The organism is Mycobacterium persicum (assembly GCF_002086675.1).
GTDB lineage: Bacteria > Actinomycetota > Actinomycetes > Mycobacteriales > Mycobacteriaceae > Mycobacterium > Mycobacterium persicum.
In genome coordinates this window covers 1-309 of record NZ_MVIF01000330.1, presented here as the reverse complement: position 1 = coordinate 309, position 309 = coordinate 1, and the positions used below count along the sequence as shown (strand labels likewise).

Sequence of the window (309 nt, the reverse complement as noted above, 5' to 3'; positions counted from 1 at the left end):
TTCCAGGGCGTCCACCCAGATAGCGAGTGGCGGCAGGGGGCTTACGGGAGCTGACCGCGGGCATCAATTGATTTGTGGGCATGGCACGCGCAGCTTGCATCTCAGGCGGCCTCCCGGACGGGTTGGGGTGGGCTCAGCGCGCCATCACCGAGTTCACGCAGGGTGTGAGAGCAGCGACGCAAGATTTTGCGTTCGACCGCCAGGGTCGGATTCTTGCCATTGTGGCCGTCGTGCTTGGTCGCCAGCTGTTGGTAGTAGCCGTAATCCGGGGAGCCGGGCCAAGCCGCGCACTTGGCCGCCTCGAAGGTG

The 309-nt window shown here is 65.0% G+C and carries 1 pseudogene; it reads right to left on the bottom strand.

Going from position 1 to position 309, the window contains the following annotated elements:
- Window positions 1–101: 101 nt before the first annotated feature.
- A pseudogene (locus BST40_RS30565) lies at window positions 102–309 on the bottom strand (hypothetical protein); the annotation flags it as partial.